Annotated in this window: 34 protein-coding genes; 32 read left to right on the top strand and 2 right to left on the bottom strand. The window is 42.5% G+C overall.

The window, feature by feature from the left end:
* Nucleotides 1–10 precede the first annotated feature (10 nt).
* From D6856_RS10860 to D6856_RS10750, 23 genes are all read left to right on the top strand, one after another.
* Nucleotides 11–2,059, top strand: a complete 2,049-nt coding sequence (locus tag D6856_RS10860; protein ID WP_120686902.1) for a cellulose binding domain-containing protein — start codon at nt 11–13, stop codon at nt 2,057–2,059.
* Between the two features lie 158 nt (nt 2,060–2,217).
* On the top strand, nt 2,218–2,403 hold the full coding sequence (locus D6856_RS10855; RefSeq protein WP_120658115.1) for a hypothetical protein: 186 nt from the start codon (nt 2,218–2,220) through the stop codon (nt 2,401–2,403).
* 54 nt (nt 2,404–2,457) lie between these two features.
* Complete coding sequence (locus tag D6856_RS10850) at nt 2,458–2,634, top strand: mersacidin family lantibiotic (RefSeq protein WP_120686901.1); 177 nt, start codon at nt 2,458–2,460, stop codon at nt 2,632–2,634.
* 42 nt (nt 2,635–2,676) lie between these two features.
* Nucleotides 2,677–2,865, top strand: coding sequence for a mersacidin family lantibiotic (locus D6856_RS10845; protein WP_120686900.1), 189 nt, complete (start codon nt 2,677–2,679; stop codon nt 2,863–2,865).
* Between the two features lie 56 nt (nt 2,866–2,921).
* Nucleotides 2,922–3,119, top strand: coding sequence for a mersacidin family lantibiotic (locus tag D6856_RS10840; RefSeq protein ID WP_120686899.1), 198 nt, complete (start codon nt 2,922–2,924; stop codon nt 3,117–3,119).
* A gap of 49 nt (nt 3,120–3,168) precedes the next feature.
* Nucleotides 3,169–3,348, top strand: a complete 180-nt coding sequence (locus D6856_RS10835) for a mersacidin family lantibiotic (protein ID WP_120686898.1) — start codon at nt 3,169–3,171, stop codon at nt 3,346–3,348.
* A gap of 19 nt (nt 3,349–3,367) precedes the next feature.
* Nucleotides 3,368–3,529 carry a mersacidin family lantibiotic gene (locus tag D6856_RS10830; RefSeq protein ID WP_120686897.1) on the top strand — a complete coding sequence of 54 codons (162 nt, stop codon included), beginning with the start codon at nt 3,368–3,370 and terminating at the stop codon, nt 3,527–3,529.
* A gap of 51 nt (nt 3,530–3,580) precedes the next feature.
* Nucleotides 3,581–3,778: a mersacidin family lantibiotic gene (locus D6856_RS10825; protein ID WP_120686896.1), complete on the top strand. Its 198-nt coding sequence runs from the start codon at nt 3,581–3,583 to the stop codon at nt 3,776–3,778.
* Between the two features lie 23 nt (nt 3,779–3,801).
* Nucleotides 3,802–4,008, top strand: a complete 207-nt coding sequence (locus D6856_RS10820; RefSeq protein ID WP_158588917.1) for a mersacidin family lantibiotic — start codon at nt 3,802–3,804, stop codon at nt 4,006–4,008.
* A gap of 45 nt (nt 4,009–4,053) precedes the next feature.
* Nucleotides 4,054–4,266 (top strand): mersacidin family lantibiotic, encoded by a 213-nt coding sequence (locus tag D6856_RS10815; RefSeq protein ID WP_120686894.1) that lies wholly within the window; start codon nt 4,054–4,056, stop codon nt 4,264–4,266.
* Between the two features lie 85 nt (nt 4,267–4,351).
* The gene (locus D6856_RS10810; protein ID WP_120686893.1) at nt 4,352–4,669 is read left to right on the top strand and encodes a hypothetical protein; all 318 of its coding nucleotides are present in this window, start codon (nt 4,352–4,354) and stop codon (nt 4,667–4,669) included.
* Nucleotides 4,670–4,675: 6 nt separating this feature from the next.
* Entirely contained in the window at nt 4,676–5,053 is a 378-nt protein-coding gene (locus D6856_RS10805) for a DUF5975 family protein (RefSeq protein ID WP_120686892.1), read from the top strand.
* 208 nt (nt 5,054–5,261) lie between these two features.
* Nucleotides 5,262–6,257, top strand: a complete 996-nt coding sequence (locus tag D6856_RS10800; protein ID WP_120686891.1) for a transporter substrate-binding domain-containing protein — start codon at nt 5,262–5,264, stop codon at nt 6,255–6,257.
* A gap of 71 nt (nt 6,258–6,328) precedes the next feature.
* Nucleotides 6,329–6,988 carry an amino acid ABC transporter permease gene (locus D6856_RS10795; protein ID WP_120686890.1) on the top strand — a complete coding sequence of 220 codons (660 nt, stop codon included), beginning with the start codon at nt 6,329–6,331 and terminating at the stop codon, nt 6,986–6,988.
* A 4-nt stretch (nt 6,989–6,992) separates the two neighbouring features.
* Entirely contained in the window at nt 6,993–7,661 is a 669-nt protein-coding gene (locus D6856_RS10790; RefSeq protein ID WP_120686889.1) for an amino acid ABC transporter permease, read from the top strand.
* Between the two features lies 1 nt (nt 7,662).
* On the top strand, nt 7,663–8,397 hold the full coding sequence (locus D6856_RS10785) for an amino acid ABC transporter ATP-binding protein (RefSeq protein WP_120686888.1): 735 nt from the start codon (nt 7,663–7,665) through the stop codon (nt 8,395–8,397).
* A 121-nt stretch (nt 8,398–8,518) separates the two neighbouring features.
* Nucleotides 8,519–8,806 (top strand): hypothetical protein, encoded by a 288-nt coding sequence (locus D6856_RS10780; protein WP_120686887.1) that lies wholly within the window; start codon nt 8,519–8,521, stop codon nt 8,804–8,806.
* A gap of 82 nt (nt 8,807–8,888) precedes the next feature.
* Nucleotides 8,889–10,031, top strand: coding sequence for an ATP-binding protein (locus D6856_RS10775; RefSeq protein ID WP_120686886.1), 1,143 nt, complete (start codon nt 8,889–8,891; stop codon nt 10,029–10,031).
* 56 nt (nt 10,032–10,087) lie between these two features.
* Entirely contained in the window at nt 10,088–10,492 is a 405-nt protein-coding gene (locus tag D6856_RS10770) for an acyl-CoA thioesterase (protein ID WP_120686885.1), read from the top strand.
* 53 nt (nt 10,493–10,545) lie between these two features.
* Nucleotides 10,546–11,301 carry an SDR family NAD(P)-dependent oxidoreductase gene (locus D6856_RS10765; RefSeq protein WP_092249198.1) on the top strand — a complete coding sequence of 252 codons (756 nt, stop codon included), beginning with the start codon at nt 10,546–10,548 and terminating at the stop codon, nt 11,299–11,301.
* Between the two features lie 71 nt (nt 11,302–11,372).
* Nucleotides 11,373–11,591: a hypothetical protein gene (locus tag D6856_RS10760; RefSeq protein ID WP_120686884.1), complete on the top strand. Its 219-nt coding sequence runs from the start codon at nt 11,373–11,375 to the stop codon at nt 11,589–11,591.
* 12 nt (nt 11,592–11,603) lie between these two features.
* Nucleotides 11,604–12,572, top strand: a complete 969-nt coding sequence (locus tag D6856_RS10755; protein WP_120686883.1) for a Gfo/Idh/MocA family protein — start codon at nt 11,604–11,606, stop codon at nt 12,570–12,572.
* A 26-nt stretch (nt 12,573–12,598) separates the two neighbouring features.
* The gene (locus tag D6856_RS10750; protein ID WP_120686882.1) at nt 12,599–13,585 is read left to right on the top strand and encodes a DUF4003 family protein; all 987 of its coding nucleotides are present in this window, start codon (nt 12,599–12,601) and stop codon (nt 13,583–13,585) included.
* A gap of 58 nt (nt 13,586–13,643) precedes the next feature.
* On the opposite strand, the gene D6856_RS10745 is transcribed toward D6856_RS10750, so the two are convergent.
* The gene (locus tag D6856_RS10745; protein ID WP_120686881.1) at nt 13,644–14,372 is read right to left on the bottom strand and encodes a hypothetical protein; all 729 of its coding nucleotides are present in this window, start codon (nt 14,370–14,372) and stop codon (nt 13,644–13,646) included.
* Nucleotides 14,373–14,600: 228 nt separating this feature from the next.
* Between D6856_RS10745 and D6856_RS10740 the strand changes: the two genes are divergently transcribed.
* The 4 genes from D6856_RS10740 (at nt 14,601) to D6856_RS10725 (ending at nt 18,690) form a co-directional block, all read left to right on the top strand.
* Entirely contained in the window at nt 14,601–15,554 is a 954-nt protein-coding gene (locus tag D6856_RS10740; RefSeq protein ID WP_120686880.1) for an SGNH/GDSL hydrolase family protein, read from the top strand.
* 72 nt (nt 15,555–15,626) lie between these two features.
* Nucleotides 15,627–16,556, top strand: a complete 930-nt coding sequence (cysK, locus tag D6856_RS10735) for a cysteine synthase A (RefSeq protein ID WP_092249175.1) — start codon at nt 15,627–15,629, stop codon at nt 16,554–16,556.
* A 71-nt stretch (nt 16,557–16,627) separates the two neighbouring features.
* Nucleotides 16,628–17,719, top strand: coding sequence for a GDP-mannose 4,6-dehydratase (gene gmd / locus D6856_RS10730; RefSeq protein ID WP_120686879.1), 1,092 nt, complete (start codon nt 16,628–16,630; stop codon nt 17,717–17,719).
* Between the two features lie 29 nt (nt 17,720–17,748).
* Nucleotides 17,749–18,690 (top strand): GDP-L-fucose synthase family protein, encoded by a 942-nt coding sequence (locus tag D6856_RS10725; RefSeq protein ID WP_334295373.1) that lies wholly within the window; start codon nt 17,749–17,751, stop codon nt 18,688–18,690.
* A 67-nt stretch (nt 18,691–18,757) separates the two neighbouring features.
* Here D6856_RS10725 and D6856_RS10720 read toward each other — a convergent pair whose 3' ends face one another.
* Nucleotides 18,758–19,585: a hypothetical protein gene (locus D6856_RS10720; protein WP_120686877.1), complete on the bottom strand. Its 828-nt coding sequence runs from the start codon at nt 19,583–19,585 to the stop codon at nt 18,758–18,760.
* Between the two features lie 307 nt (nt 19,586–19,892).
* Between D6856_RS10720 and D6856_RS10715 the strand changes: the two genes are divergently transcribed.
* The 5 genes from D6856_RS10715 (at nt 19,893) to D6856_RS10695 (ending at nt 25,081) form a co-directional block, all read left to right on the top strand.
* The gene (locus tag D6856_RS10715) at nt 19,893–20,831 is read left to right on the top strand and encodes a glycosyltransferase family 2 protein (protein WP_120686876.1); all 939 of its coding nucleotides are present in this window, start codon (nt 19,893–19,895) and stop codon (nt 20,829–20,831) included.
* On the top strand, nt 20,831–21,580 hold the full coding sequence (locus tag D6856_RS10710) for a glycosyltransferase family 2 protein (protein ID WP_120686875.1): 750 nt from the start codon (nt 20,831–20,833) through the stop codon (nt 21,578–21,580). The genes D6856_RS10715 and D6856_RS10710 overlap by 1 nt, the downstream gene beginning before the upstream one ends.
* A 67-nt stretch (nt 21,581–21,647) precedes the next feature.
* A complete protein-coding gene (locus D6856_RS10705) occupies nt 21,648–23,093 on the top strand; it encodes an exopolysaccharide biosynthesis polyprenyl glycosylphosphotransferase (protein ID WP_120686874.1) in 1,446 nt (481 codons plus the stop codon).
* A 61-nt stretch (nt 23,094–23,154) separates the two neighbouring features.
* Nucleotides 23,155–24,267, top strand: a complete 1,113-nt coding sequence (locus tag D6856_RS10700; RefSeq protein WP_120686873.1) for a hypothetical protein — start codon at nt 23,155–23,157, stop codon at nt 24,265–24,267.
* A 4-nt stretch (nt 24,268–24,271) separates the two neighbouring features.
* Entirely contained in the window at nt 24,272–25,081 is an 810-nt protein-coding gene (locus tag D6856_RS10695) for a glycosyltransferase family A protein (RefSeq protein ID WP_120686872.1), read from the top strand.
* Nucleotides 25,082–25,084 lie beyond the last annotated feature (3 nt).

Genomic DNA, 25,084 nt, shown 5'->3' with positions numbered 1-25,084 from the left:
AGGATTAAACATGAAAAATCGACACAAGAGAGCCTTTTTTATAAGGAAACCTCTTGTTGCCCTTCTTCCTGCATTTGTTTTACTTGGCAGTTTTCAGATAAGTGCGAAAGCTGCCGGGGAGAAGGAGCAAACAATTGATGTTCTGCTAAAAGAAAACGCGAATATCAAAGAGGTTAAAGAGAACATCCTTAGGAAAGACAAAAACATAGAAGTAGATGTTTATGAAGAAATTAATCTGATGCATTTGGTTTATCCGGAAACAGTTGATGTAGATAAGATCATTCAGGATAAAAGCATTCATGATCAGATAGAAGTTGCGGGTGATCTTCCAAAGCTTGAAGGAGCTGAGGAACCGGTGGATAAGCCGGGGGAATCTGACATTTCATCGGAATCCACTGAAGAACTCATGAAAGTTCTGGCAGACGATCCGTACAATAAACAGAACTGGCATGTGGATGAAGTTACAGAAGATGAAAAGTCATTTGAGTATACAACGGGAAAAAATGTAAGGATCGCGCATATAGACAGTGGAGTTGATCCGGATCATCCGGTGTTTTCGGGAAAGCTTGATCTTAAACATGCTAAATCCTATGTGAAGGACGATGATTCTATTAATGATTATAAGGGGCACGGAACAGAAACGGCCGGAATCATAGCACAGATTGCACCGGATGCGATCATAACACCATATAAAGTGTTGGGTGCAGTAGATGGCGAATCAATATGGACTATCGCTGCAATAATAGATGCGGTTAATGACGGTAATGATGTATTAAATCTTAGCCTTGGAACATTTAAATGCATTGATAACAATGAGGAGCGCATTTTGACAGCTACATACAAGAGAGCTGTCAGATATGCATTGAATAACAATGTAACTGTTTTTGCATCTTCCGGAAATAAAGGCGAAGATCTTGATAAAAAATTTGAAGAAGAAAAAGTTCTGCATCTTCCGGGAGCGATAGAAGGTGTTAATACAGTATCTTCCGTATGGAAAGGGACATTAGCATCATATAGCTGTTATGGCTCATGTGTGGATTTCTGTGCACCCGGGGGAGAGAATGTTACCAGAGAGGATCTTCCCGGTGTGAAGGCAGCTATATTTGTTGCTTATCCCACATATATGGACAATATGTACGATGGAATCCTTCCTCATGGATATTCTTTGGAGATGGGTACGAGTTTATCATCTGCAGTAGCAACAGCGAGCTTTGCTGATGTCTATGCATATGGAAAAGAGAAATATCCGCATTTCAGAAAAGATGATGCATTGGTTCTTTTGACCGCCGGATGTAAAGATGTCGGACCTGAAGGAAAAGATACTCAATTCGGTAACGGAGAGATAAATATATACAGATCGATAAAAGAATTGGACTCTGTTTATCGCGGGGAAGTAGTGCAAGAAAGTGACAGATCAAGGAGTTATCAAAGTCATAATATTGCAGCTGAATATACGATCACTGAAGAGGATGAAGACAGGTACTATGTGAACGTTACACTCACCAATAATACATCAAGTGATATCCATAAGTGGGAGATCGCTATGGATCTTAAGGATGAGATTACACATATATGGGATGCTAAATATATTAAAGACGGAGATGAAATAATAGTCACTCATGCGGATTACAACCAGGATATTCCTGTTGGAGAATCGGTAAGCTTTGGGTTTATTGCAAAGAATCCATCCAAAGACAAAATAGCTTTGCCTAATGAAGTTTTGATTGTGAATGACAGAAACATGGTAAAGCCTGAAGATTACAGTGCCGATCTTGAGGTCACAACCAGATGGGAAGATGGATTTGTTGCCTATATGACAATTACAAACAAGTCTGACCACCCTATATCCGATTGGAAGATTGAATTCACTTATTCCGGAAACATCGACAAGATATGGGGAGCATCAATAGAAGAACATGACGATGATTATTATTCGATTCTTAATGAAGGAAGTAATCAAAATATAGCTCCCGGAAAATCCGTTTCATTCGGATTTGAAACAGATGATTCGACAGATGAAACGATTGATAATATCTCGCTTATCAGTACAAACAAATAAAAAAATACAGTTGGTTCCGATTTTCATACCGTTAATTACAAAAGCGAAATATCGATAGACCGGCTGATAACATAAAGATGTCAATAGACATAAAGGTAACTGGTAAAAATAAGTCGATTTACGGTGTAGTAAATATTAGCTTTAGAAAAGGAGAAAATATGAGAGCGAACAAGTTTGTAGGAGAAGCATATGAAGAATTGACTCTCGATGAAATGAGGATGGCACAGGGATCGGGAGAAATTGAAGACGAAGGTGCAATCAAGACATTATATATACAGCCTGAATTTACAGCGCCTTCAGCAGTGACGCTACCTGTTTTGTTGACACACGGACTTAAGTGTTAAAAAACGGTTGCGATAGATAGTTAGCTAACAAATAAAAATGAAAGGAGGGACGCCATGGCCCGAAATAAGCTTGAAAAAGCACTCGGAGATTCCTTCGAAGAACTTGATGTCGAACAGATGGCGGCAGCGCAAGGCGCAGGAGACACTGAGGCAGAAACCGTAAGTGTTGCTATAGTAAGCGTGGTTTCAGGAGCAGTGTCCGCCGGAACGTCGTATCCAAGACAAAATTGAATATGGGTAAAAAACATTGATTGGTTATAAGGAGGAAATATTATGGCCAATAAGAACAACAAAGCAGTCGGCGATTCATTTGAAGATCTTAAGGATGAAGAAATGAAAAAGACTCAGGGTGCCGGAGATACTGATGCTGAGACTCTTGATCTACTCAAAACTGCGATTATGCCACCCTCACCACTGTCGTTAGATGCATTTTTGAATCTTACACAAAAAATATTTGGTTGATAAGTGAAAAAAGCAGTGAGCGATTAAGGATGGTCTGACAAGGGAAAGGAGAAACTATGGCAAAGGAAGAGATGAATAAGGCCGTAGGTAACTCATTCGAAGGTCTTAAGGATGAGGAAATGAAAAAGACTCAGGGCGCCGGAGATACTGAGGCGGAATATTTCGGAGATATTTACGAAAGGCTTACATTTATTGGGACGCTACCGACAACCGGAATATCATTGCCGCCTAGAGATAGCGAATTATTCCGATGAAACTGCAAATGATCATAACTTATTAAATTATGAAAAGGAGAGAAAAGCTATGGCAAAGGATAAATTGAATAAGGTCGTAGGTAATTCATTCGAGGATCTTAAGGATGACGATATGAAAAAGACCCAGGGTGCAGGTGATACCAATGCTGAGACAACTCCTGTGGTATTAAGTGCTATTTATGGTATTCCTGCTGTAATAAGTATTATTGCAAGCACCAACAAAGATTAATAAGGAAGGAGGATGGAATATGTCTAAGGATAAGCTTAATAAGGCTGTAGGAAACTCATTCGAAGATCTTAAGGATGAGGAAATGGAAAAGACCCAGGGCGCCGGAGATACTGACGCAGAAACATGGACTGTTCTTGCAAATATTACAATACAGACTATAGTAAGTCTTTTTCAAAAATAATCTAAACGAAAACATTAATTAAACAAATCTAAAAAGAAAAGGAGAAAAAATATGTCAAAGGAAAATCTTAACAAGGTAGTAGGTAATTCATTTGAGGATCTTAAGGATGTAGATATGGCGAATATCCAGGGCGCAGGAGATACTGAAGCGGAAGGTTGGTCAAGTGTCGTTAAGACTATTATCGAGTATACAATCCCCACATATGAGCTTACAAAGGCTACATATGATATTATCACGGGCAAAGATTGATATTAAGAAAGGATGACATGATCATGAATAATGAAAGAAAAGAAAGATTTGATAAGATTGTAGGTCTTGCTTTTGAGAACATGAGCGCAGAGGATATGGCGCGCCTCCAGGGTGCAGGCGATGTTGACGGAGAAGGCTTTAAAGGGTTTTTAGAGACGGCAATTGAAATTATATCATTTACTGCCAGCGCATATGACCTTTCTAAAGGTCTTGCGGATTCTTTTAAATAATGATAACAGTTAACAAAAGACTGTACTTGAAGGGAGAATGATACTATGAGTAATGAGAAGATTAATAAGATCATAGGTGCTGCATTTGAGAATATGAGTTTTGCTGATATGGCTAAAATTCAGGGCGCAGGTGATGTTGATGGTGAGACAATCAAGCAGACTATTAAGTTGATCTCAGATTCATCAAGAGCATGCGCAACAATTGTCACAGCGGTTTCATCTATGGTCAGCGGATATTTAGGTGGAAATAAAGACTGATTAATATGAGAAATGAAACGGGAGTGACAATTGCTCACTCCCGATCATTTCAAAGAGATCGATCAAAGAAATAAGGAGGGAAAAGATGGACAATCATGTATTTGTTACGGTAGCGCTGATAATAACGATAATCAGTTTTTTCGGATTTATTATCTGGAACGCTGTAAAAAAAGCACATTACAATAACAGTCCTGAATGGAATATGGTTGTAACTAAAGCTCGTGCAGCTTCATCCAAGGTTTTGCTGGCTGCGGTTGCGGGCTGGGGAATAGCAACTATTTTCGAACTTAATGAATTGTTTTCCTTTCGCAATGTTGAGATTTATACTCAAATTCTATTTGGGGCTCAGTGTTTAGTGGCGTTAATATCCGGAATATATTACGAACGTAAGATGCAAGGATGAGAAAATATGGACTATGCCGAACTGTATACGGAGTTTAGGGAAGTTTGTACGGATAAGATAATTGTAGACAGAAGAGATTTCTGTAAGATGCTTAAGAAAGCAAATAGTGGTGCAATCGTAGAAAAAGATCAAGACAGATATATTTTTTATTATAAAAAAGAGATTGAAGACAGACCTGCCGAAGCGCAGGATATAAAATATCATTTGAGGATTGATTCGGCTGTAAAAGTCCGATTCGAAGGCAACTTTGCACAGTACAATAAGTTACTTAATGAGATATATTCAAAATTGGAAAATAAAGATAATGCCAAGATATACAGCAAATTGCGGCAGGGAAAAGCAAATTGCAATTTCTTTATTATGGATGTTTATTATCAGATGTAGAGGCGTTTTGATTCATAAATATGAGGCAAGGGGATAGTTTAATATAATTTTAGAAAGAAGGGGCGACTTTAGACTCTATTGTCGCCTCTTTTTTTGTTATAACCAACATCTATCAATAGCAATAAAGATTAGCTATCGTAAAACCTATTGACCTACTAGGCAAATCGAAGTAATATTTGTTCATCGATTACGAAGGAGAACAAATATTATGAAAAAGAATCTTTTGACTAAATTATTAGCTACTACACTTACACTTGTACTTGGAGCCGGCGTACTTACAGGATGCGGACAGGCAGCAGCACAGGGTGGAGATCAGGCAGTGCAGAGTGAGAGTGCACAGGCTGATGCTACACAAGCCCAGGCAGATGCAGGTGATAAGGTTTACAGAACACTTGATGAGATCAAGGAGAGCGGCAAGATCAATATCGGAGTCTTTTCTGACAAGAACCCTTTTGGTTATGTTGATGAGAATGGTGAGTATCAGGGCTACGATGTATATCTTGCGGAGAGAATCGGTAAGGACCTTGGAGTTGAGATCAATTATGTATCAACTGAGGCAGCAAGCAGAGTTGAGTATCTTGAGACAGGTAAGGTTGACATTGTTCTTGCAAACTTCACAGTAACTGAGGAGAGAGCGCAGAAGGTTGATTTCGCACTTCCTTATATGAATGTTGCACTTGGTGTTGTTTCACCTGAGGGCAAGGTTATTGAGGATCTTTCACAGATTGCTGCAGATGATCAGGTTATCGTTATCTCAGGAACAACAGCTGAGACATATCTTGAGAAGAACTATCCTGATATCAAGCTTCAGAAGTTTGATACATATGCTACAGCCAAGACTTCTTTTGAGAACGGAACAGGTGTAGCTTGGGCTAATGACAACACAGAGGTTATTGCTTACGCTATCGAGAATCCCGGATATGTTGTAGGTATTCCTTCACTTGGAAGCCAGGATACAATTGCTCCTGCAGTATCTAAGGGCAACAGCTCACTTCTTGACTGGCTCAACAATGAGATCGTATCTCTTGGTGAGGAGAAGTTCTTCCACGCAGACTATGAGGCAACTCTTATTGATACTTACGGCGCAGACTATGAGGAGACACTTGTAGTTGAAGGCGGCAAGGTAGCCGATGAGGCAGCAGAGGCTGCAAGCTCTGAGGATTCTGCAGAGGCTGCTACAGAGGCAACATCAGACGCTGAGTAACATATCATCCTATTATATAGAGAGCGAGGGAGAGTCTGTGGACTCTCCCAAACTCGGTTTAAGGAAAAATTATGAACCCTGAAGTTATTACATCTTACATTCCTTTATATATAGAAGCATTTTTGCTGACGATAAAGATTGGCTGGTTGGGCATATTGCTGGCATTTGTCATAGGTCTTTTTGTAGCATTTGTTATTCACTTTAATGTGCCGCTTTTGGCGCAGTTGTCGAGAGTGTATGTTGAGCTTTTTAGAAATACCCCGCTTCTTGTACAGCTGTTTTTTATTTACTTTGGTCTTCCCAAAGTGGGAGTGTCTATATCTGCGGAGACTTGCGGATTTGTAGGCTTAGGACTTTTAGGTGGAAGCTACATGGCGGAGGTTTTTAGGAGCGGTCTTGAGAGTATCCCTAAGTCTCAAACGGAGAGTGCTCTTGCACTTGGGCTCTCAAAGAGACAGCTCTTTATATCGGTAATATTGCCACAGGCGATCTCGCAGAGCGTCCCGGGAATCCTTGCAAATGTGATATTTCTTTTGAAAGAGACAAGCGTCTTTTCTGCGATAAGTCTTATGGATCTTATGTTTACAGCCAAGGATCTGATAGGTCTTTACTATGATACGACAGAAGCGCTGTTCCTTCTGGTTATCTTTTACATTATCATGCTGCTTCCGGTTTCTGTTATTGGAAGTGTGATTGAGAAAAAGGCGAGATTTAGGACGTTGGGAGTGTGAGCATATGGGATTTGAAGTTTTATTAAAGGGTAATAATATGATCCGTCTCCTTACGGGACTTGCGGTTTCGCTTAGGATCAGTCTTGTGTCTGTGGTGATAAGTATTGCTCTTGGAGTTGTGCTTGGAATACTGATGGCATTTAAGAATCCTGTGATCACGGCGGTTTCCAGAGTGTATCTTGAGATTGTCAGGATTATGCCGCAGATGGTGCTTTTGTTCATTGTGTATTTTGGTACCACCAAGGCGCTTGGAATCAACTTATCAGCGGAGACTGCTGCGATCATTGTTTTTTCCTTCTGGGGGACTGCGGAGATGGCGGACCTTGTGAGGGGAGCACTTCTGAGTATTCCGGTTATTCAGTATGAGAGCAGCTTATCTCTTGGACTTAGCAGGTCGCAGACTTATGCGTATGTAATTGTGCCGCAGATAATAAGGCGCATGATCCCGCTTTCGATAAATCTTATTACAAGGATGATAAAGACTACGAGCCTTGTGATGATGATCGGAATCGTGGAGGTTTTGAAAGTTGGGCAGCAGATAATCGAGGCGAACAGGAAGGCTTCGCCGGGAGCAGCCTTTGGGGTGTTCCTTATTATCTTTTTACTGTACTTTATAGCGTGCTGGCCGATCAGCATGCTTTCGAGATATCTTGAGAAGAAATGGGAGAACTGATATGGACGAGATACTAAGAGTAGAGAATATAAGTAAGAGGTACGAGGACATAACGGTTTTCGAGAACCTGAATCTTTCGGTCAAAAAGGGCGAGGTTGTTGTGATCGTGGGGCCATCCGGCTGCGGAAAGAGTACGTTCCTGCGTTGCCTCAACGGTCTTGAGGATATACAGGATGGGCAGATCACTCTTGATGGCCAGGTTGTTGATGCTTCTTCCAAGAACATAGGAAAGATAAGAGAAAAAGCGGGAATGGTCTTCCAGAGCTATGATCTTTTCCCGCATCTGACAGTGCTTCAGAATCTGATGCTGGCGCCTTTGAAGGTCAAAAAGAGCAATAAGAAGGAAGTGGAAAAGGAGGCACTGGCGCTCCTTGATAAGGTAGGTCTTTTGCTTAAAAAAGATAGTTTTCCAAGGCAGCTTTCCGGCGGTCAGAAGCAGAGAGTTGCAATTGTGCGAGCACTTATCATGCATCCTGAGGTTCTGCTTCTTGATGAGATCACGGCGGCGCTTGATCCTGAGATGGTGCGCGAGGTTCTGGATGTTGTACTGTCCCTTGCAAAAGAGGGCAGGACGATGGTCATTGTCACTCATGAGATGCAGTTTGCCAGGGCAGTTGCCGACAGGATGATCTTTATCGACGGCGGAAGGATTGTTGAAGAGGGTGCCCCCGATGAGTTTTTTGACAATCCCAAGACTGACAGACTTAAGCAGTTTTTGCAGACGTTTTCATATTGAGGGATCCGCTGTGATATAATTGTAAAAAAGGGCAACGGGGCTCGGTCATTTTGAAATGGTCGAGCTTTTTTTGTTATAATTCTATTAGTTTCAAACCTGAGAAAGAAAGGTGGGAGATATCATGAATACGGCAGATAAACTTGAAGTTTTATTAAATAAGGCAAAAGAGGATGCGGCTCTTAAGCAGAGTCTTTTGGATACTAGGAGCGAAGCTGATCCGCTTGCGGCTTTCTGTAAGGCTGCGGGTGGTGCCGGAGTTGAGCTTTCCGTTATGGATATCGTCAACCAGGGCGAGGAATTCTATGCGGAGATCAAGCGCAGTACCAACGGTGGCGGCGAGAACTCTCCGGATCTCGACTTCCAGAATGATGAATATTCTATATTTATGATGAGACTTTCCGACCTATAAAAATCAACTGGCAGCGCCGCTGAAAATAGTATATTATGGCGTATGACAATAAGTCATATAAAATAGATGGGATTATTGGGTAATGAAAGAAATATCGATAAAAAAGCTCCGCAAACTTCCGGAGGATTCGTATAAGTTAATAGATGTGCGCGACGAGGCACTTGCTGCGTACGGCATGCTTCCGGGCGCGATCCGTATTGATATGGATAAGCTTGAGAAGAAAGAAAATGCGGCAATCAAGAAGATTCCGCAGGACAAAAAGCTTATTCTATACTGTCAGATTGGACAGAAAACCAAGGAGGCAGAGGATCTTCTCGCGCTTGAAGGACGCGAATATTATGGCCTTAAGGGCGGATATATGGCTTATCTTCAGGATGAGCTTGAGCATTTTAAAAAGGGTGAGAAGCAGCAAAAGGCTGAGGAGAGCATTAGAAAGAAGTATCATAAACAGCTCTTTTCAAGATTTGCCAAGGCGTGCAAGACTTATAAGCTCATAAATCCGGGAGACAAAATTGCAGTTTGTATTTCGGGCGGAAAAGATTCCATGCTGATGGCTAAGCTTTTTCAGGAGATACAAAAGCACAGACAGATTCCGTTTGAAGTAACTTTCCTTGTAATGGACCCGGGATACAACAAAGAAAACAGGGCGCTTATCGAGAGTAATGCCAAGGCGCTCGGCATACCTATCACAATTTTTGAGAGTGATATCTTTGATTCGGTAGATAATATAGAAAAGAGTCCGTGCTATATCTGCGCCAGAATGCGCAGAGGATTTTTGTACAGTAAGGCCAAAGAGCTCGGTTGCAACAAGATCGCGCTCGGTCACCATTACGATGATGTTATCGAGACTATTCTCATGGGAATGCTCCAGGGCGGTCAGATTCAGACTATGATGCCAAAGCTTCACAGCACCAACTTTGAGGGCATGGAGCTTATAAGACCCATGTATTTCATACGAGAGAGCGATATCTGCGCTTGGAGAGACTACAATGAGCTTCATTTCCTGCAGTGTGCATGCCACTTCACGGAGACTTGCACGACTTGTCATACGGACGGAACAACATCGTCCAAGAGGCTTGAGACCAAGAAGCTTATAGAAAAGCTCAAAAAAACCAATCCGTTCGTCGAGTCCAATATCTTCAGAAGCGTAGAGAATGTGCAGCTCAACACCATTATCGAGTATAAAAAAGATGGCGTGAGGCACAATTTCTTGGATGAATATTGATAATGAAATTTAATGGAACGGGACAAGCGTTTATAAATTAAGGAAAGAGGACTGACATGGACTACATACATACCGTGCAATACTACGAGACAGACAGAATGGGGATAACTCATCATTCCAATTACATAAGATGGATGGAAGAAGCAAGAGTTGACTTCCTTTCTCAGATTGGATGGGACTACGCAAGGCTCGAGGATATGGGTATAATATCGCCCGTTATCAATGTGAACTGCGATTATAAGAAGACTACGACGTTTTCTGATAAGGTTATAATAAGTGTTTCCGTAAAAGAATTTAAGGGTGTGAAGCTATTTCTTTCGTACGAGATGAAAAATGAAGATGGAGTAGTAGTTTGTACAGCCACATCTTCACACGCTTTTTTGACCAAGGAAGGAAAACCCATAAGGGTGCAGAAGGAGTATCCGGAGTTCTACAAGACGCTGAGCGAGCTCGCAGGCTGAAGATGGCTCGGGGTTGATGCGTTAATCTATATAAATGGGATTGGGAGTATTTTATGAAGACAGCTTTTATCACAGGTGCGACCTCAGGGCTTGGCGCCGAGTTTGCAAAAAGATATGCGCAGCAGGGCTATAAGCTCATTCTGACGGGCAGAAGGACGCAGCGCCTCGTTGCCTTGAAGGAGGAGCTTTCAGTAGAGTGCAGGATAATAACTGCGGATGTTTCGGACGAGGAGCAGTGTAAGAAGCTCCTTACGGATGTATCCGATGAGAAGATCGACGTGTTTATCAACAACGCGGGCTTTGGAACGGCGGGGAATTTTCTTGAGACCGATCTTGAAAAAGAGATCTCGATAATCAAGGTTAACGACGTTGCGATGCACATTCTGTTCAAGGGCATACTTAAAAAGATGAACAAGCAGGGTTTTGGAACGATACTCAATGTCGCATCCAGCGCAGGACTTCTTCCGGGAGGCCCTTATATGGCGACCTACTATGCCTCAAAAGCGTATGTTGTTTCGATAACCAGAGCTGTAGCGAGAGAGTTAAAAGAGCTTGGAAGCAAGGTGCATGTTTGCTGCCTTTGCCCGGGACCTGTGGATACGGAGTTTAACGAAAACGCAGATGTGACTTTTGCTCTAAACGGAATAAGCGCCCGTCGCTGCGTTGATGAGTGCCTTAAGGGCATGGATAAAAAGAAAACCGTTATTATCCCGACGCATAGGATGAAAGCAGCGATCTTTTTTGGCAAGCTTGTTCCGAATGCGCTCATGGTAGCGATGACGGGTGGGCAGCAGAAAAAGAAGCTGTGATATAACGACAGCTCTTTTGTAGTATAATAAAAATGACGCAGAAAACACTTATAACCGGAGGAGGTTACACTATGGGAAACATCACAGAAATCATCAAACAGATCAGCGGAAATAAGGAACTCATGGCACAGATTGCCAAGGTTGACCCTGCTCAGGCAAAAGAAATCTTGAAGAAAGCCAATATCGATATAAGCGAAGATGACATCAAGAAGGTTCAGGCAGCGGTATCTGACGGAAAGCTTGATTTTGGCGATATCAAGAATCTTGCGGGCGGTCTTTTCAAAAAATAAAGGTGGTTCTATATGGTTAAATGGGGTGTACTTGGAACGGCGAACATTGCAAGGGGTTGCACGATTCCCGGAATGAGACTTTCTGAAAACTGCGAGCTCTACGCGATAGCGGGAAGAAGCATTAAGAAGGCGGAGAGTTTCAGAAAAGAGTTCGATTTTAAGAAGGCGTACGGAAGCTATGAGGAGCTTTTGGCAGACAGCGATGTCCAAGCCGTATATATTCCTCTTCCGAACGATCTTCATTACAAATGGGTAAAAGAAGCTCTGAACGCGGGTAAGCATGTGCTTTGCGAAAAGCCCCTTACGCTTAATGAAAAAGATGCGAAAGAGCTTTTTGAGATTGCCAAGAAAAACGGCGTAATTTTGATGGAAGCTTATGCGTACCTTCACAGCCCTTATATTGAGAGCCTTAAAGAGGTTGTAAAGAGCGGAATGATCGGGGATATCGATTATATTGAGACAGCTTTTTTGACCCAGGGATATTCCGACGATATCCGTATACGAAGAGAAAACGGCGGCGGAGCAATGTACGATCTTGGTTGCTACTGCACGACGATGATCCTTACGCTTATTGATTCGGAACCTGAAGATATCAAGGCTCAGGCGGAATATAATGAGGATAACGTAGATATCCATACGTCTTGCATGATACGTTTCAAGAATAAAGCAAGAGCGGCGTTCAATGTCGGAATGGTTCTTGGAATTGATAAGAATGCAAGATTTGACAATCTCTACGTTCACGGAAGTAGAGGCTATATTCGCTCCAAGGTTGAGTACAACAAGCAGGGCGAGGCGGCCTACAAGATCTACACGGATGAAGGGGTGTCAATCAAACGCCTCGATATCCCGCAGAACTATTCCCTTGAAATCGAGCAGATGAACAGATGCATCGAAAACGGTGAGAAACCTCATGTATCATCCAAGTTTTCCGTTAAGAACGCAAAGCTTATGGATATGATACTAAAAGAGATCGGATATTAAAATATTAACAACAAGGGAGAGGCACGATGAAAAATGATGTAATGAAAAAATGTGATCTGTTAGGGGAGAACGTAATCTCTTATCGCAAGGGATTTTGGTGGGAGCATCCGCTTTTTAAGACGATTGCGGCACTTTCATATACAGAGAGCGAAAAGAACGTTGATATTCAGCATGTAAAAGAGTGCAGAAAGAAATTAAAAAAGAGACAGAATATAATGTCATATTTCCGCGGAAACAATGAGCTCATCGCCGCTACGGGAATGGCTCTTTCAGATAACCCGGATCAGTATCTTGAGGATATAATCGCTGTGTACGGCAAGCTTCAGTCGGGTAAGTTCTTCGGATCAAGCTACAGAGCACTTTCTGCAATGGTGATCGCTGATGCAAAGAGAGTTGCGGATGCCGACGCGATAATCGAAAAGACTAATGTACTCATGAAGGGAATGAAGAGTAAGCATCCTTTCTTAACGACCGATCAGGACACATGTCTTGCGGTTATTATGGCAATGGCTGATAAGAGCGCAGAGGCTATTCTCGAAGAGCTCGAAAATACCTATGCTTCTATCAAGGGTAAATTCTTATTCCATGAGAATGCCGTGTATTCACTTGCACAGGTGCTTACTGCTTTTGAAGGTGATGCTGTCAAAAAGAGCGAGAAGACATTGGAGATTTTCAATGCATTCAAGGCAGCACGTGCTACATACGGAAAAGAGTATGAGCTTGCTTCACTGGGTCTTTTGACCAATATTTCCATGAATACTGATGACATTGTATCCGAAGTTGTTGAGGCGGCTGAGTATCTTAAGAAGAAAAAAGGCTTTGGATTCTGGTCTGTGACAAAGCAGACAAGACTTATGATCGCTGCTACTTTGGTTTATGAAAGCTACGCCGGAGACGATGCTGCCGTAAACGCAGCGGTTGTCGGAGGCACTCTCGCCAAAGTCATCGCCGAAGAGATCATGCTTATGGTCATCGTGGCATCAAGCGCAGCAGCAAGCGCTTCAAGCCACTGATCTTTTATATAGGCAGAAATAAGACGAGGAAGCTCAGCTGAGCTTCCTCGTTTTTAGGTTATTTTATGTCAAAGTTGATTGCCGGTGTGTTTTGTAGTTGTTTAACATATTTATCATAATCTTTTTTGTCTCTACTTTGGAATTGTTTTCCGGGAGCGCTGACGTCCGAATCTCTTCGAATGCCTTCGCATTCCTCCTCATGACGAAAAAGAAAGATGTGATCTTTGTAAAGGAGCTTCTGTCCATCAGATGTTACCAGAAAGGTCTCGTATATGTCTCTTGTTGCACTTGCATAGAGAATACCATCACTGGATAGCTTTATCGGTCTGTCATAACTATCTGTCTTGATGCTTCCAACGTAGCGGACATGGTTGCCGCTTTGTTTTGTAAAGAAATAAGCATAATATGATGTGTTTTTTCCATTCGAGGTATAGGGGTTACCGGTGATGGCAAAAACCTCTCCTTTGTAGCCCTTTAAATAGAATTTCTTATATCCAAAACCTTTTGGAAGGCCTTTTATTATTTCGTCAAAACTATCGCAGTCATGGATGTTTTTTTGCACTATTTTACCGTCTTTATTATACGTTATTGTTATGTATGGCGTGCCTAATGTATTTAGCGAGTATTCTTGAGACGTAAAATTATGTTCGTTTTCTTTCATCACATATTCTACAGTCTCAGTAGTTTCTACGTTCCCCTTGATTGTTGCTGCGCCCGTAATAGCTGATGTAGCCACAATTCCGGCAGTTAATGCACCTATGAATAACTGTGCGCCCTTCTTTTCCATATTTTTTCTCCTTTTCCTTTGATAAACGTTAGATGAATCATGAGTCGGTATTTAAAACACTCATGTCGTTTGTTATATCATTGTTAAGATATATCTGTCAAATAATGCGAAATATTATTGGCAATTGCGGGAATCTCCCAAATCAGCTCTTTTGTATTGGTAAAACATTTTAGAATAAAGTATAATCATTCTTATGTTGTTATTTCAGCTTTTATGTGAGGTATAGGTATGGTTTTATCAAATGAGGAATTAAAAGAGCTTTATTTTGGGGCGTACGAATTTGAGGGGACCGAAGACGGATATCTTCAGGCTTTTCAGTACAACAAGGATCAGATCGAGTACTTCAAGGGGGCTCTGGATTTTTGGTACGAAAGATGTACGGCGACTACAGCTAAGACTTTTGAGTTTACGACTGAGGCGAGCGAAGTTTCTTTTGACTACAAGATAATCTGGAAGGGCTCCGAAGACTCTTTTGAACTAATGATAGACGGACAGATCACGAACATTGTCTATGTAAAAGATATCGCGGATGAGGGAAGGCTTTCATGGAAGCTTCCCACCGGTAAAAAATCAGTTGTTATTTATCTTCCTGCGGACGAGACAGTGCTTGTAAGGAACTTTGAGATTGACGCGGCATATACTAAGGCTGCGAAAAATGAGAAGGTTCTTTGGCTCGGAGATTCGATCACACAGGGCTACGGACCGCTTCGTTCGGGCTGTACTTATGTGAGCGTCGCGAACAGAATTCTAAATTATGATATAGTCAATCAGGGAATCGGCGGATATATCTATGATAAGAACTGCCTGATGAAGATGGAGGGGTATAACCCCGATAAGATCATCGTTGCGCTCGGAACCAACCAGTACGGCGATGCTGATGCTGTGCAGGCTGTTGAGGAGTACTATGAGAGACTTATAGGTATTTATGGTGATGAGATTCCGATCCTGTGCATCTCGCCTTTGTGGCGCGGTGACAGCGAAGAGGGAATTCCGGTTCTGATGGCTTTCTGCGAGAAGGTAAAAGAGATCGCGGGTAGCTATAAGAATGTGAGCGTAATAGACGGAATGGAGATGGTTCCGCATCTTCCCGAATACTTCCTTGATCTTCTTCATCCGAATCCGCTTGGATGCGAGATCTACGGAAGAAATCTTGTGGAGAAGATCCGTAAGATTGGCTGGTAAGCTTAGTGGCAATGCATTCCGATAATGCTCGGGACTTTTGGAATAAAAACAGTTTTAAGGAGATACTTGGCAATGATACACGACAACGTGCTCGCTGCTGTAGGGCATACACCAATGATTAGACTTAACAGGATCGCTGATCCGGACGGAGCGGAGATTCTTGTTAAATACGAAGGATTAAATGTGGGCGGTTCGATCAAGACCAGAACCGCTCTTAACATGATAAAGGCTGCCGAGAAGCAGGGACTTATAAATGAAAAGACTGTAATTGTTGAGCCGACGAGCGGCAATCAGGGAATAGGTCTTGCTCTTGTAGGAGCGGTAAGGGGCTATAAGACAGTGATCATTATGCCCGATTCCGTCAGTGAGGAGCGCAGAAAGATAGTTAAGCACTACGGCGCGGAAGTAATACTTGTTCATGATGACGGTGATATCGGAGCCTGCATCGAGGAGTGCCTTAACACGGCGCTACGAATGAGAGATGAAGATCCCAATGTTTTTGTTCCTCAGCAGTTTGAGAATCCGAATAACACAATGGCGCACAAGAACCACACTGCGCTTGAGATAATGGAACAGGTTGAAGGACCTATTCACGGGTTTTGCTCCGGAATCGGAACGGGCGGAACCATCACCGGTATCGGAGAGGTTCTTAAGGCGCAGTACCCCGACATCGAGATCTGGGCAGCAGAACCCGAGAATGCAGCTATACTTGCGGGCGGAAATATCGGAACGCATATTCAGATGGGTATCGGAGACGGAATTATTCCTGATATCCTCAACAGATCGATATATGACAACATTCACATCGTTTCTGATGACGAGGCGCTTACAATGGCTAAGAGACTTGCAAGAGAAGAGGGCATCATGTGCGGAATCTCAAGCGGAACCAATGTTGCCGCTGCGGTTAAGCTTGCCAAGAAGCTCGGCCCCGGAAAAACTGTAGTTACAGTGCTCCCCGATACTGCGGAGAGATATTTTTCTACCCCTCTGTTTGAAGAGTGATTATTATATGTTATAGTATAGTGTGTTAAAATTTAAGTAGAGACATACTATTAGCAGAATTAGGAGCAAATATGAGTAAAGTTGCACTTATAACAGGTATTACAGGTCAGGACGGATCATACCTTGCAGAGTTCCTTTTGGAAAAGGGCTATGACGTTCACGGTATTATAAGAAGATCATCGGTAGATTTCCGCGAGAGGATAGCACATCTTGAGGGTAAGCCTCATTTCCATCTTCATTACGGAGATCTCGGCGATTCAATGAGCATCATCGGTATCGTGTCCAAGGTTCGTCCCGATGAGATATACAACCTCGCAGCACAGTCACACGTTCAGGTATCATTCGATTCACCTGAGTTTACAGCTGACGTCGATGCTACGGGTGTACTTAGAGTTCTTGAAGCCGTTCGTCAGTGCGGTCTTACAGAGACTTGCCGTATCTATCAGGCTTCAACTTCGGAATTATACGGAAAAGTTGAGGAGGTTCCTCAGAACGAGAACACTCCTTTCCATCCATACAGCCCTTATGCGGTTGCAAAGCTCTATGGTTTCTGGATCGTAAAAGAGTACAGAGAAGCTTACAACATGTTCTGCTGCTCGGGAATTCTTTTTAACCACGAGTCAGAGCGCCGCGGCGAGACTTTCGTTACACGTAAGATCACACTTGCAGCAGCACGTATCGCACAGGGCAAGCAGGATAAACTTTATCTTGGTAATCTCTCAAGTCTTCGTGACTGGGGTTATGCCAAGGATTATGTTGAGTGTATGTGGCTTATTCTTCAGAACGATAAGCCTGAGGATTTTGTTATCGCAACAGGCGTTCAGCACTCTGTTCGTGAGTTTGCGCTTCTTGCATTCCACTACGCCGGCATCGAGCTTGAGTTCAAGGGCGAGGGCGCTGACGAGAAGGGTTACGACAAGGCTACGGGAAAGGTACTCATCGAGGTATCACCTGATTTCTACAGACCTACAGACGTTGTTAACCTTTGGGGTGATCCTACCAAGGCAAAAGAGAAGCTCCATTGGAATCCGCAGACCACTTCTTTTGAACAGCTTGTAAAGATCATGGTTGAGCACGATATGGCTAAGGTTGCCGTTGAGAGAGCCAATGAGCACGTTGAATTTAACCTTGCGGAGTTCCTTGAAAAGGGCATTGATAAGTAAGATAAGAGGGAAAAGAGGCGCATATCATGATGGAAAAAAATGATAAAATTTATGTTGCGGGTCACAGAGGAATGGTTGGCTCTGCGATCGTAAGAGAGCTTAAGGAACAGGGATATTTCAATATCATCACGAGAACCCACAGCGAGCTAGATCTTACGAGACAGGACGAGGTCGAAAAGTTCTTTGCCCAGGAGCAGCCCGATTATGTTTTCCTTGCAGCCGCCAAGGTTGGCGGTATCATGGGTAATTCCGAAGCTCTTGCGGATTTCATGTACGAGAACATGATCCTTGAGATGAATGTTATCCACGCGGCTTGGAAGAACGGCTGTAAGAAGCTTGAGTTCCTCGGTTCATCCTGTATTTATCCCAGAATGGCTCCTCAGCCCATGAAAGAGGATTGCCTTCTTACATCAGAGCTTGAAAAGACCAACGAAGCTTACGCACTTGCCAAGATATCGGGCCTTAAGTATTGTGAGTACTTAAACAAGCAGTACGGAACTGATTATATTTCGGTTATGCCGACTAATTTATACGGACCAAATGACAACTACCATCCTACACATTCTCATGTTCTTCCCGCACTTATAAGAAGATTCCATGAGGCTAAGGAACAGAATCTTCCTTACGTTACATGTTGGGGCGACGGAAGTCCTTTGAGAGAGTTCCTCTACGTAGACGATCTTGCGAACCTCTGCGTATTCCTTATGAATAACTACAGCGGCAACGAGACGGTCAATGCCGGAACGGGAAAAGAGCTTACGATAAAAGAGCTTACGGAGAAGGTTGCAGCCATCATCGGCTACACAGGCGAGATCAGATGGGATCCCACAAAGCCCAACGGAACGCCCAGAAAACTTCTTGACGTATCAAAAGCCAAAGCACTTGGCTGGACATATAAGACAGAGCTTGAAGACGGTATCAAGCTTGCGTACAAGGATTTCTTGGAGAATCCCATGCGCGCTGAGAGATAAAGATCGGAAATTGAAAACCCTCTACACAGTTGAGTTGTGTAGAGGGTTTTATTATTTGATTCAAAATTTATTTTGGCAGATAAAGATTTACAAATATTACCTGATCGGCGTTTTCGCCGTTAAATGTTTCTGCGGGGATAGATAAATTGGACCATGAATCCCAGCTTGATTCGTATAAGCTGTTTCCGCTTAGTATTTTGCCGTCTTTATCAAGTATAAGTCCGCAACCTGTTTTGGTGCTGTAGGAATTCATATGCTCCGGATCGGAAACCACCTCGGATTTAATACTGTAATTTCCGGAATCACCCTTGTCTAGTTTTGCGGAGATTTCGTATGGAGTATATTCTAAGTCAAGAGGCTGGATTTCAACCTTGTTCCACTTGATGTTTCCGGAAGGAGCCTTTTCTAACAATTCCAAAGTAATTGCTACAGTGTTACCTGCCCAGATTTCAATATCATCAGTGAAGATGTCCTGTATATAGGTACCGTCTACGCCTTCAACATTACCGTCCAATGATAACTTGATATTCTGATCGGTTGTATTGGTAAATGCTACGACCAAATGGTGGTATTCTACGCTTACCATATTCTGAGTGTCAATATATGTTCCTTCAGAAACTACGATGCCGTCTGTCGGCATGTATTCAGCTTCCCAATTTACTTTTGAATAATTTGTTGTTAAAGCATCAAGCTTTTTCCGGACCTCATCTGAAATAGGGTATTCCTCTTCAGATTTTTTACCGAATTCTATTTCGGCTGTATTTTCGGTAGCTGCAGCTTCAGCGCCCTGTTCGGGTGATGACTCAGCGCTTTCTTTCTTTGAACCGCATGCGGCAAGCATTGTCACAGTTCCCAATAATGCAAGTGTAAGTCCAAGTAATCTAGTCTTTTTCATATTATGTCCTCCTATATTATGTTGATTAGATTTTAAGGCTTCTGCAAAATAAAGTAAAGATTCTATTGTGAAAATATGAATTATTTTTTAATTACGGGCAAAATAAAACCTTTACACATCATAAACAATCATAAATGTGTAAAGGTTGCAGGTAGTATATGCTTTTTTCCAAGAATATCCCGCAGAAATTTGAAAGACAGGCCCTTTAAGTGTAAAATACTGAATAGAGTGGGATTTTATAACTTGTGGCAGAAGAGGGCACAGGCTTTTGAATGTCCGAGAATATGAATCAGGAGTAAAAACAATAATGAAGCTACTTAGTGTTGTTGTTCCCTGCTACAACGAGCAGGATAATATCGCGGATTTCTACAACGAGCTTTTAAAGAACGAGTCTTTTTTCAAGGAAAAAGATATCGAGCTTGAGATCATATATATTGATGACGGTTCTTCCGATAAGACGCAGGAAGAAGTGACGCGTCTTCATGAGAAGGATGGAAGAGTGCATCTTGTGGGCTTTTCCAGGAACTTTGGAAAAGAGGCGGCGATGTACGCAGGACTGCAGAAGTCAAAGGGCGACTATGTGGTTATTATGGACTGTGACCTTCAGGATCCACCGGCTATTTTGCCTGGAATGATAAATGCGGTGATGGATGAAGGATACGACAGCGTGGCCACAAGAAGGGTCAGCAGAAAAGGCGAGCCTCCGATAAGATCGTTCTTCGCAAGGAGATTCTACAGGCTTATCAACAAGATTTCCAACGCGGAGATTGTTGACGGCGCAAGGGATTACAGGCTCATGACACGCAAATTTGTCGATGCTGTTCTTTCCATGGAAGAATACAATAGGTTCTCAAAAGGAATATTCGGCTGGGTCGGCTTTAAGAATAAATGGATTGAATTTGAAAATATCGAGAGAAGAAAGGGCGAGACCAAGTGGTCTTTCTGGAAGCTTTTTGCCTATGCTATTGACGGGATCGTGGCTTTTTCGACTACGCCTCTGACAATTGCTTCTGTTTTGGGTATGCTATGTTGTCTGGTCGCCTTTATCTTTGTCATATTTATTGTTATAAGGCAGCTTACCGTGGGAGATCCCAACCAGATGGTGGGATGGGCTTCCATGGCGAGTATCATTTTGTTTGTCAGCGGATTGCAGCTGTTCTTTGTGGGTGTGGTCGGTCAGTATCTTTCAAAGACGTATCTTGAAGTTAAGAAGCGTCCTTTGTATATCGTAAAAGAGGAGTTGTAATGGTCAGTATTGTCGTGCCGGTTTACAACGCGGCTAAATATATAGAAGATACCATAGCTATGGTATGCAATCAGACATACAAGGATTGGGAGCTTATCCTTGTGGACGACGCATCCAGAGATGGGAGCGCCGATCTTATAGAGGAATATATCAGAGAGCTGCAGGATGAGCGGATCAGACTTATCAGAAAAGAAGTTAACGGTGGAGCGGCTGCGGCGAGAAACTCAGGAATAGATGCTTCTGCCGGAAGATACATAGCTTTTCTTGATGCCGATGATGTTTGGGAGATGGACAAGTTAGAAAAGCAGATTGCTTTCATGGAAAAGACGGGAGCCGCTTTTTCTTTTCACTCTTATGAGTTCGGAGATGAGAAGGCAAGACCTACCGGAAAGATTGTTCATGCGCCCGCGACGCTTAATTTCAGGCAGGCGCTTTCCAGAACAGTTATTTTCACGAGTACGGTCATGTTCGATACGGAAAATATAGATATGGAAATTATCCACATGCCTATGGTTCCGAGTGAGGACACGGCGACGTGGTGGAGGATACTTAAGAGCGGAATTACAGCTTACGGACTTGATGAGAATCTTACGATCTACAGGAGACCACCAAAGTCTCTTTCGTCCAATAAGCTTATCGCTATGGAAAGAATCTGGTTTTTATACAGAAATATAGCCAACCTGTCGGTGTTGGAATCTTTATTTTACTTTGGAGGATGGGCTGTCAGAGCGACTCTTCGCAGACTGTAAAAGAGGACAATGATATAATCTGCCGAATGAATAATTTGCGAGAAAGATGACGGTCATAGGGAATAATATGAAACGTTCTGAATCATCAAGAAGAATAACAGTTTTGTTGTTGGGATTTGTGGGGCTTGCTATGCAGACTGCGGTTTACGCATGGCTTTGGTTTAGTGTTTATTATCCGATCTTACATGATTGGAGAAGAAAAACTCTTCAGCTGGATCAGGAGACTGGGGAATATGTTCTTGTAGGCGATTGGTACATGGGTCGAGGTCTTACGTATACAATATGGGGCCACATATTCACACTACTTCTTTATTTTGTATTGCTGATAGTTATTTCTAATGCTTATGGCGGACTTAAAATAGGCTACCTTAAGCCATTGGATGTTTTTTTGTCACAGATCTTTATATTGTTTTTGGTAAATTTCTTTACTTACGCCCAGTTTTTGATCATTAGAATTCAGTATGTTGACGTCCTTCCGATGTTGGGGATGTTCCTGATTCAGTTATTGATATCTTTTGCATGGGCATACATAACAAACGCTCTTTATATGCGGATATTCCCGCCGAGAAGGCTTCTCCTTGTAAACGGCGAGTATGCTGCGGATGATATTATCAGTAAATTTGATACAAGAAAAGATAAGTACACTATTGTAAAAAAGATCAATATTTCCGAGGGTATTGATAAGGTATACGAAGAATGCCTTGGAGATTACGACGGAGTTATCATCTGGGATGTTCCGAGCCAATACAGGAATGGGCTTGTTAAATATTGCTATGGCAGAAATATAAGAATATATGTTATGCCCAAGATAACGGATGTGCTGTTAAAAGGGTCATCGCAGCTTCATGTTTTTGATACACCGGTTCTTTTGCTTAGAGAATATTCCATCAAGATTGAGCAGAGATTTATAAAAAGATTCCTTGATATCTTGATATCTCTTTTGCTTATTATCATTACTTCGCCGCTTATGCTGATCGCAGCGATCGTTACTAAGCTTTACGACGGAGGCCCGGTCCTGTACAAACAGGTAAGGTGCACCAAGGACAGGCGCGAGTTTAAGATAATGAAATTCAGAAGTATGAGTGTGGATGCGGAAAAGGACGGTGTTGCAAGGCTTGCATCCAAGAATGATTCCAGGATCACACCGTTTGGTAAGTTTATCAGGGCGTGCAGGATTGATGAGCTTCCTCAGCTCTTTAACATTCTCATCGGAGATATGTCTTTTATCGGACCTAGACCGGAGAGACCTGAGATCATAGATCAGTACATGGAAGAGATGCCTGAATTTGCGTTCAGGACCAAGGTTAAAGCAGGACTTACGGGGTATGCGCAGGTTTACGGCAAGTACAACACAACGCCGTATGACAAGCTTAAGCTTGATCTTACTTATATAGAGAACTATTCGCTTTGGCTCGATCTTAAGATTGCGCTGCTTACACCCAAGATTCTTATTACTCCCGATGCAACGGAGGGAATTGAGGATGACCAGATTACTGCCAAGAAGAACTCATAAGGCAGTCGGTGCGCGGAGAAAATGACTTGCGTAACCGATAATTGCGATACGGAGACGATACATGGACAGAAACAAGAACAAATATATGGAAGAAACGCTGGATCTTAAGAGCTTTTATTTAAGACTTATAAAGAAGCTGTGGCTTATCCCTGTCATGGCACTTATCGGTGCGCTTATCGGCGGATGCATTTATTATCTGGTGACGGTGATTTTCGGACCTGAGAGGTGCTTTGAAGCGCAGACCTCATTTTATCTGACTTATTCTCCCGATGCGTATCTTACCAATGAATCCGGCGGGACAATGATAGATTATTATAATTCTTATTCATGGTCCAAGCTTATCTTGCCGTCTCACGATGTGCTTGAAGAGACAGCAAAGATCTTGAAGGACGAAGGATGCGACATAACGGAAGAAGAGGTAAAAAATTCAGTTTCGGCGGACGTTCCTTCGGACTACAGATTTCTTGTCATCACAGTCAAGAACGCAGATAAAGACAAGGTGAATAAGATAACGGATGCAATTATAAAAGATTTTGAAATCTTCCCGAGCATCAGTGTTATGCATGCGGTTGATACCATTTCGGTTATTTCAAGAAGCGATGTTTATCCTGAGAAAGTTGATAACAGGATTCTGACGGCGTTTATATTTGGCGCTGTTGTGGCAGCTCTTTTGGCTGTGCTGATAATTCTTTTATTAGATGCGTTTGATGATTCGGTATATGTACCCGAGGAGTGTGAGAGAAGATATGGGATTCCTGTTCTCGGAGTATTATCTTCCAAAGGTGAGATCTGCGACATGCTCAAAAACGAGCTGACGGCGGCGTATGAAAAATATGCTTCAAAGGCAGAAAAGGCCTATTTCATTTCAACCGACAGTTTGGAAGATTATGAGAGGTCGGTAAAAGATCTTGATGTATTAAAGAATGTTCTTGGTAACGGAAGAAGTGAGAGCGTATCTAAGCTCACTCCCATGGAGGTTCCCGGCAAGGTCCTTGAGAATTACAGAAAAATAGGCGAATCGGACGGCGTGATACTGGGCGTTCCTATGGGGAAAAAGAACGGATGCATGACCGAACATGTAATCTCACAGCTAAAGAAGCATGACTGCCCTATTTTGGGAATCGTTATTGCACGTGCCGATGAGAAATTTATAAAAAAATACTACGGAGTTTAACCTGATGTCTGATAGACTTGAGATACTAATTTCAGCCGTTAATAAGGCTGCAGAGGAGCTTCCTCTTAAAATGAAAATAGAGACCGATGCCGTTATCGTCAATCAGGTTCCCGACGGAAGCGGTGCGGATAAGGATGAGATGATCGTAACCCAAAGCGGTTTATGTAAGGTGCTCACAAGACATGCCAAGGGCGTTGGATTATCGAGAAATATGGCGCTTGATACGGCAACTCATGAGCTTATTCACTTTGGAGACGATGACATCGTTTATGATGAGGGATATTCACAGAGAATAGTTGACGAATTCGATAAGCATCCGGAAGCGGATGTGCTTCTTTTTAACGTACAGGCGCAGCCGGGGAGGGAGACCTACCGGAATGAGGATTACGCGAGGATAACCTGGAGAAATTACGGAAGATACCCTGCGTACGCGATCGCTGCAAGGAGAGATAAGATAATTAAGGCGGGAGTGAGATATTCTCTTTTGTTCGGAGGCGGCGCCGAGTTCATGAACGGAGAGGATTCACTGTTTTTGCATGACTGTTTGAAGGCGGGGCTTTGCATGTACAGGACACCGGTCTCACTCGGTCACGAAGAAGTCGGGGAATCGACCTGGTTTAAAGGATATACCGACAGATTCTTTTTTGACCGCGGTGTACTCTATCATTTCTTATATGGGAATTTTGCCAAGATTCTGGGTTTTAGATATTTGTTTAAGAACAAAGATGTGATGTGTAAGGATATGGGGCTTGTTAAGAGCTATAAGCTTCTTGTCAAGGGCGTAAACCACGGAAGAAAACTAAAGACAAGATAATCT

The organism is Butyrivibrio sp. XB500-5 (assembly GCF_003625505.1).
Taxonomy (GTDB): Bacteria; Bacillota; Clostridia; order Lachnospirales; family Lachnospiraceae; genus Butyrivibrio.
This window is presented reverse-complemented; position numbering and strand designations above follow the sequence as displayed.

What these genes read in the sequence shown, in the direction of transcription:
- D6856_RS10840 (WP_120686899.1), top strand. Translation starts at nt 2,922, where the DNA reads ATGGCAAAGGAAGAGATGAATAAGGCCGTAGGTAACTCATTCGAAGGT.
- D6856_RS10765 (WP_092249198.1), top strand. Translation starts at nt 10,546, where the DNA reads ATGAAGACAGCTTTTATCACAGGTGCGACCTCAGGGCTTGGCGCCGAG.
- D6856_RS10780 (WP_120686887.1), top strand. Translation starts at nt 8,519, where the DNA reads ATGAATACGGCAGATAAACTTGAAGTTTTATTAAATAAGGCAAAAGAG.
- D6856_RS10825 (WP_120686896.1), top strand. Translation starts at nt 3,581, where the DNA reads ATGTCAAAGGAAAATCTTAACAAGGTAGTAGGTAATTCATTTGAGGAT.
- gmd (WP_120686879.1), top strand. Translation starts at nt 16,628, where the DNA reads ATGAGTAAAGTTGCACTTATAACAGGTATTACAGGTCAGGACGGATCA.
- D6856_RS10715 (WP_120686876.1), top strand. Translation starts at nt 19,893, where the DNA reads ATGAAGCTACTTAGTGTTGTTGTTCCCTGCTACAACGAGCAGGATAAT.
- D6856_RS10750 (WP_120686882.1), top strand. Translation starts at nt 12,599, where the DNA reads ATGAAAAATGATGTAATGAAAAAATGTGATCTGTTAGGGGAGAACGTA.
- D6856_RS10810 (WP_120686893.1), top strand. Translation starts at nt 4,352, where the DNA reads ATGGACAATCATGTATTTGTTACGGTAGCGCTGATAATAACGATAATC.
- D6856_RS10855 (WP_120658115.1), top strand. Translation starts at nt 2,218, where the DNA reads ATGAGAGCGAACAAGTTTGTAGGAGAAGCATATGAAGAATTGACTCTC.
- D6856_RS10850 (WP_120686901.1), top strand. Translation starts at nt 2,458, where the DNA reads ATGGCCCGAAATAAGCTTGAAAAAGCACTCGGAGATTCCTTCGAAGAA.
- cysK (WP_092249175.1), top strand. Translation starts at nt 15,627, where the DNA reads ATGATACACGACAACGTGCTCGCTGCTGTAGGGCATACACCAATGATT.
- D6856_RS10805 (WP_120686892.1), top strand. Translation starts at nt 4,676, where the DNA reads ATGGACTATGCCGAACTGTATACGGAGTTTAGGGAAGTTTGTACGGAT.
- D6856_RS10770 (WP_120686885.1), top strand. Translation starts at nt 10,088, where the DNA reads ATGGACTACATACATACCGTGCAATACTACGAGACAGACAGAATGGGG.
- D6856_RS10860 (WP_120686902.1), top strand. Translation starts at nt 11, where the DNA reads ATGAAAAATCGACACAAGAGAGCCTTTTTTATAAGGAAACCTCTTGTT.
- D6856_RS10755 (WP_120686883.1), top strand. Translation starts at nt 11,604, where the DNA reads ATGGTTAAATGGGGTGTACTTGGAACGGCGAACATTGCAAGGGGTTGC.
- D6856_RS10820 (WP_158588917.1), top strand. Translation starts at nt 3,802, where the DNA reads ATGAATAATGAAAGAAAAGAAAGATTTGATAAGATTGTAGGTCTTGCT.
- D6856_RS10830 (WP_120686897.1), top strand. Translation starts at nt 3,368, where the DNA reads ATGTCTAAGGATAAGCTTAATAAGGCTGTAGGAAACTCATTCGAAGAT.
- D6856_RS10695 (WP_120686872.1), top strand. Translation starts at nt 24,272, where the DNA reads ATGTCTGATAGACTTGAGATACTAATTTCAGCCGTTAATAAGGCTGCA.
- D6856_RS10710 (WP_120686875.1), top strand. Translation starts at nt 20,831, where the DNA reads ATGGTCAGTATTGTCGTGCCGGTTTACAACGCGGCTAAATATATAGAA.
- D6856_RS10790 (WP_120686889.1), top strand. Translation starts at nt 6,993, where the DNA reads ATGGGATTTGAAGTTTTATTAAAGGGTAATAATATGATCCGTCTCCTT.
- D6856_RS10700 (WP_120686873.1), top strand. Translation starts at nt 23,155, where the DNA reads ATGGACAGAAACAAGAACAAATATATGGAAGAAACGCTGGATCTTAAG.
- D6856_RS10720 (WP_120686877.1), bottom strand. Translation starts at nt 19,585, where the DNA reads ATGAAAAAGACTAGATTACTTGGACTTACACTTGCATTATTGGGAACT.
- D6856_RS10835 (WP_120686898.1), top strand. Translation starts at nt 3,169, where the DNA reads ATGGCAAAGGATAAATTGAATAAGGTCGTAGGTAATTCATTCGAGGAT.
- D6856_RS10725 (WP_334295373.1), top strand. Translation starts at nt 17,749, where the DNA reads ATGGAAAAAAATGATAAAATTTATGTTGCGGGTCACAGAGGAATGGTT.
- D6856_RS10705 (WP_120686874.1), top strand. Translation starts at nt 21,648, where the DNA reads ATGAAACGTTCTGAATCATCAAGAAGAATAACAGTTTTGTTGTTGGGA.
- D6856_RS10760 (WP_120686884.1), top strand. Translation starts at nt 11,373, where the DNA reads ATGGGAAACATCACAGAAATCATCAAACAGATCAGCGGAAATAAGGAA.
- D6856_RS10795 (WP_120686890.1), top strand. Translation starts at nt 6,329, where the DNA reads ATGAACCCTGAAGTTATTACATCTTACATTCCTTTATATATAGAAGCA.
- D6856_RS10815 (WP_120686894.1), top strand. Translation starts at nt 4,054, where the DNA reads ATGAGTAATGAGAAGATTAATAAGATCATAGGTGCTGCATTTGAGAAT.
- D6856_RS10745 (WP_120686881.1), bottom strand. Translation starts at nt 14,372, where the DNA reads ATGGAAAAGAAGGGCGCACAGTTATTCATAGGTGCATTAACTGCCGGA.
- D6856_RS10785 (WP_120686888.1), top strand. Translation starts at nt 7,663, where the DNA reads ATGGACGAGATACTAAGAGTAGAGAATATAAGTAAGAGGTACGAGGAC.
- D6856_RS10740 (WP_120686880.1), top strand. Translation starts at nt 14,601, where the DNA reads ATGGTTTTATCAAATGAGGAATTAAAAGAGCTTTATTTTGGGGCGTAC.
- D6856_RS10845 (WP_120686900.1), top strand. Translation starts at nt 2,677, where the DNA reads ATGGCCAATAAGAACAACAAAGCAGTCGGCGATTCATTTGAAGATCTT.
- D6856_RS10800 (WP_120686891.1), top strand. Translation starts at nt 5,262, where the DNA reads ATGAAAAAGAATCTTTTGACTAAATTATTAGCTACTACACTTACACTT.
- D6856_RS10775 (WP_120686886.1), top strand. Translation starts at nt 8,889, where the DNA reads ATGAAAGAAATATCGATAAAAAAGCTCCGCAAACTTCCGGAGGATTCG.